The organism is Bacteroidota bacterium (assembly GCA_034439655.1).
Taxonomy (GTDB): domain Bacteria; phylum Bacteroidota; class Bacteroidia; order UKL13-3; family UKL13-3; genus CANJUD01.
Window position 1 is genome coordinate 1 of the sequence record JAWXAU010000109.1, and the last position, 4,509, is coordinate 4,509.

Below are 4,509 nucleotides of genomic sequence, written 5' to 3' on the forward strand. Positions count from 1 at the left end.
ATATTAAAAATGTTACGCTAAGGAACAGATATTTTAAATTCTGTTCTATTTTTTTATCAGGATCGATAAACATTTTTCTGAGCGTTTCATTTTATATAAAAAAATCCATATATCATAATCGAAATAAAAATTTGAGGAGATTCTTATTTTATGATATCATAATTTTAAATAGGTAACAGAATAAATTTTACCTAGGTTCAAAATATAATTTTGAAATCGAACAAGTATATATCAAAATATTATATACATGCTCCTTTATGATTCAGCATACAATGTCGCAATTTAATATATATAGGTTCGCTACAAATAAATACAGAAATATGGGAACCATTCCAAATTACCCACTTTAGCAAACCAATTCTTTTTATTCCACAGTTTGTAAGCCAAAAAAAATTGGTTACTTTTGCGGCTCGTTATTAAAAATACACAATGTCAGTAATAAACCAAGAAAGCGTAGAAACCAAGCTGAACCTATTTGAAGGCCTGAAAACATACGACCATGAGCAGATTGTTTTTTGCCAGGACAATGCTACTGGGCTCAAAGCCATCATAGCCATTCACAATACGGTTTTAGGCCCTGGTCTTGGCGGAACCCGCATGTGGGCATACAATAATGAACAAGATGCCATCAATGATGTGATGCGTCTTTCGAGAGGCATGACTTATAAAGCAGCATTGGCTGGCTTAAACTTGGGTGGTGCCAAAGCAGTGATTATCGGTGATGCAAAAATCCATAAAACTGAAGCCCTAATGCGTAAGTTCGGACGCTTTGTGGAAAACCTAAGTGGCAAATATATTACTGCTGAAGATGTGGGAACCACCACTTTAGATATGGAACATGTGCGTATGGAAACCAAACACGTGGTAGGCTTACCCAAAAACATGGGTGGCGGTGGAGACCCCTCGCCTGTTACCGCTTACGGCGTATATATGGGCATGAAAGCTTCTGCCAAACATGCTTGGGGTAATGATGGCCTTAGCGGTAAAACCATTGCTATTCAAGGAATTGGAAAAGTAGGCGGACATTTAATTGAATATCTCACCAAAGAAGGGGCTAAAATATATGTAGCCGATATCAATAGTGAAGCTGTTGACCATTACGTAAATAAATTTGGCTGTATTGGAGTTCCTACTCAAGATATCATAGGATTGGATGTGGACGTTTTTGCTCCGTGTGCCTTAGGAGCCGTACTCAATACCGAAAATATCGAGAAGCTAAAATGCTCCGTAGTATGTGGTGCCGCAAATAACCAATTGGCCGATGAAAAAGTTCATGGTCCTATGTTGGTGCAGAAAGGAATTGCTTATGCCCCTGACTATTTGGTAAATGCTGGAGGACTTATCAATGTATACCAAGAACATAATGGATACGTGGAAGAACGTGCCATGAGTGCTACACAAAAAATTTATGACATTTGCCTTGCCATTCATAAAAAAGCTGCCGATGAGGGAATACATACCCAATTAGCCGCAAACAGTTTGGCTGAAAAAAGGGTGAATGACATGATGAAAGTGCATAGCACGTACTAGTCATTTTATCCGCCGCGGCGGATAAAATTTATTATTTTACATTTTTTTTAAACTACTTAACTTTCGTTTTACTTTTCAATATAGTTTTTTCACTCATCTAGTTCTTTTCATTTCATGCTCAACCGTCGTTATATTCGTATAAAAGTTTTTCAAGCTGTATATTCTTTTGCCCAGCAAGAAAATATTTCGCTCGAATCCATCAGGAAATTATATCAAGGAAACATTTCCAAGCTGCAGCAAGCGTATCTCAAAATATTGAGTCTGCCTGTGGAGCTGAAACATTTTGCTACCATTGAGCTTGATAAGCATCAGCAAAGAAATTTTACAGATGCTAAAAGAATGGAGAGCTATAAAGTACTTAGCCAAAATCTTACGATTGAAAAAATAGCTGCTGATCCAGGCTTTGCAAAAAGTTTGCAAAAAAGCGGTGAAACTTGGCAGCAAGAATGGGATAGTTTCCATACCTTGTTCGACGAGATTGAGCAGTTGCCTTCCTACAATTTGCAAAGAAGTGCAGAGCCAAATATGGAGGCCGACAAAGCTTTACTTAAAAATATTCTTGTTTTTCTTTTCGACAAAAGCACTGTGTTCGACAGTTTGATGGAAGATTCTTTCATCGGGTGGCAGGAAGACAAACCTGTATTGCTGAAAAATTTGGGCAAAACTATCGACCAAATTACCGAAAATGAACCCTTGAAACTTTATCATTTGCCCAATGCCGAATGGAAAGAAATACAAGAATTTGGTGCCGAACTTTTAGAAAAAACAATTGGAAATTTCGATGAATTTGAAGAATTAATTGCGGGCAAAACACTCAATTGGGACTCTGATAGAATAGCACTTACCGATAGTATATTTATGAAAATGGCTATTGCTGAATTTATGTTTTTCGAAACTATTCCTATTAAAGTTACCATCAACGAATATCTGGAATTGGCCAAAGTATATAGTACTCCAAAATCAAATTCTTTCCTGAATGGTGTACTCGATAACTTGCAAAAAGAAATGAAAGAGCAAGGTAAAATTGTAAAAACTGGACGTGGATTAATTGGATAATTTACCATGGACGAAATCTATATACTTAACGGTGTAAAGCTTGATATTCCAGTCATCCCCATCAATCGTGGCTTTTTATATGCCGATGGTTTTTTTGAAAGCATGTTGTACCGAAATGGGCAAATAGAATTATGGGATTTGCATACACAACGACTCACCAATAATTGCAAAACATTATATATGCAGGCTCCCGATACGGATGCTATATACAATAGTGTGATGCAAAATATTTCGGAAGTCAATTCCGAGAAAAATATTCGTATTAGACTTACCATCTATAGAAAAGGTGCTGGTTTTTACAAACCTGAGAATAATGAAGCTGAATGGTTATTACATCTAGCAGAATTTATTCCTGCCCAAACAAATATTTGCAAATTATCCATCGAGAAAAATCTGAAGAAAAATATTACACCTTTCTCAAATCTCAAATCACTGAACGCACAATTATTTGTTATCATCACCAACAATCCTGAGCATACAAATGCTGATGAAATATTATTGCTGAACGAAAATGGACATGTATGCGAAAGCACTTCCTCCAATATTTTTTGGAAAAAAGGTGATACCTATTATACCCCATCATTAGAAACAGGATGTATAGGCGGTGTGATGCGTCAACATCTCATCAATAAATTTAAGGAAGAAGGAACACCTATAATAGAGTGTAACGAACCACTGCAAACTATATTGGCTGCCGACAAAGTTTTTGTGAGCAATGCGGTGAAAGGAATGCGGGAAGTTGAATGGATATGATGGTACGAAGGAGTATGTGGTAAGGAATAAGGAGTAAGGAGCTGACGCACGCTGCCGTAAGGCCCTTATTCCTTACTCCTTATTATTGTTTCGCAACTTCAATAGTTCCTGATACTTTTTGTGATATTTGACCAACGAAAGGATCATTATAGCTCATCGAATAATCGAAAGTCCATTTTTGTTTTTTCTTCTCATTGGTTACAACCGTTACCGCGTAGCTGCCTTCAGAATCGGTAAAGGTGATAGAATTCTCAGTAGCTACCCAAGTAAAAGAAGTAGTTTTGCCATTGTCAGTATTATTGGTTGTTCCAGTACCATTGCTGTTAAATGTATAGTTTCCGCCAGCAGAAGTATTGTCAGAAGTTTGGGTATTGCCTCCTACTGTTTGCGAAGTTTTAACATTCTGACTGGTGATAATCCAGCTACCAGGCAAGCGGCTTTTCACACTTTTGTTGCACGACGCGAAAGTGAATGCAATTGCAAATAAATAAGTAGTAATTTTTTTCATGAATTTAGTTTTAAATTTTTGTGCAAATATAAAGAAGAAAGTTGAAATTATAATAGTGAAGGTTATATAATATGGTAGACCATAATAGACTCAATGCTGCTAGCGGACTGTATACTATCCAAACTTAACGAGGGCGGCTATATCGCATATAATTCAGATTTGCCACTATCGGGATATTCATCAATATATGGTTTTCTCGCAAGGTCCTTATGCCTTATATCTGCGACTCCATATTTAACATAACTTTCCCTCGCGATATTTAAACTAACACGATTAGCACCGCCTTCATAATCTACGTCATCCATTTGAATTCCCTCTCCTTCCCAAATAAAAATGGGACAAGTTTGAAAAGTATTTTTAGCTTTCTGATCTAAAGTATAAAATCCACAACATGGACATTCAAATTTTGCATATGTATTATTTCTCATTTTCTTAATTTAATATATTTGCAACATTAACTCTCCAAATTATACACTTAACTTTAAATCTTTTGAACAAAGCAAATATACAAAACCCTATACAAATAAAAAAGCCCCATATTTCTATGGAGCTAAAAAAAAGGAAAAAGTTAAGCCAGGGTTAGTGCATCTTTCTAAACTTTTAGTTTTTAATTATGCACTTTTAACTTAACAGAAGTAGCGAGGAGCGGGAACGATCCGGCG

General features: G+C 36.3%; 5 protein-coding genes. 3 read left to right on the plus strand and 2 right to left on the minus strand.

What is annotated here, in order from left to right:
• Window positions 1-429 precede the first annotated feature (429 nt).
• From SGJ10_07650 to SGJ10_07660, 3 genes are all read left to right on the plus strand, one after another.
• Window positions 430-1,530: a Glu/Leu/Phe/Val dehydrogenase gene (locus SGJ10_07650; protein MDZ4757994.1), complete on the plus strand. Its 1,101-nt coding sequence runs from the start codon at window positions 430-432 to the stop codon at window positions 1,528-1,530.
• A 114-nt stretch (window positions 1,531-1,644) separates the two neighbouring features.
• Entirely contained in the window at window positions 1,645-2,586 is a 942-nt protein-coding gene (locus tag SGJ10_07655) for a transcription antitermination protein NusB (GenBank protein ID MDZ4757995.1), read from the plus strand.
• Window positions 2,587-2,592: 6 nt separating this feature from the next.
• Window positions 2,593-3,339, plus strand: a complete 747-nt coding sequence (locus tag SGJ10_07660) for an aminotransferase class IV (GenBank protein ID MDZ4757996.1) — start codon at window positions 2,593-2,595, stop codon at window positions 3,337-3,339.
• Window positions 3,340-3,421: 82 nt separating this feature from the next.
• Here the strand turns inward: SGJ10_07660 and SGJ10_07665 are convergent, their stop codons facing one another.
• Both SGJ10_07665 and SGJ10_07670 read right to left on the minus strand, forming a co-directional pair.
• Entirely contained in the window at window positions 3,422-3,847 is a 426-nt protein-coding gene (locus SGJ10_07665; GenBank protein ID MDZ4757997.1) for a hypothetical protein, read from the minus strand.
• Window positions 3,848-3,984: 137 nt separating this feature from the next.
• A complete protein-coding gene (locus SGJ10_07670) occupies window positions 3,985-4,275 on the minus strand; it encodes a CPCC family cysteine-rich protein (GenBank protein ID MDZ4757998.1) in 291 nt (96 codons plus the stop codon).
• Window positions 4,276-4,509: the final 234 nt, after the last annotated feature.

Coding starts and splice junctions, on each gene's coding strand:
- SGJ10_07670 (MDZ4757998.1), bottom strand. CDS start 4,275: ATGAGAAATAATACATATGCAAAATTTGAATGTCCATGTTGTGGATTT.
- SGJ10_07660 (MDZ4757996.1), top strand. CDS start 2,593: ATGGACGAAATCTATATACTTAACGGTGTAAAGCTTGATATTCCAGTC.
- SGJ10_07665 (MDZ4757997.1), bottom strand. CDS start 3,847: ATGAAAAAAATTACTACTTATTTATTTGCAATTGCATTCACTTTCGCG.
- SGJ10_07650 (MDZ4757994.1), top strand. CDS start 430: ATGTCAGTAATAAACCAAGAAAGCGTAGAAACCAAGCTGAACCTATTT.
- SGJ10_07655 (MDZ4757995.1), top strand. CDS start 1,645: ATGCTCAACCGTCGTTATATTCGTATAAAAGTTTTTCAAGCTGTATAT.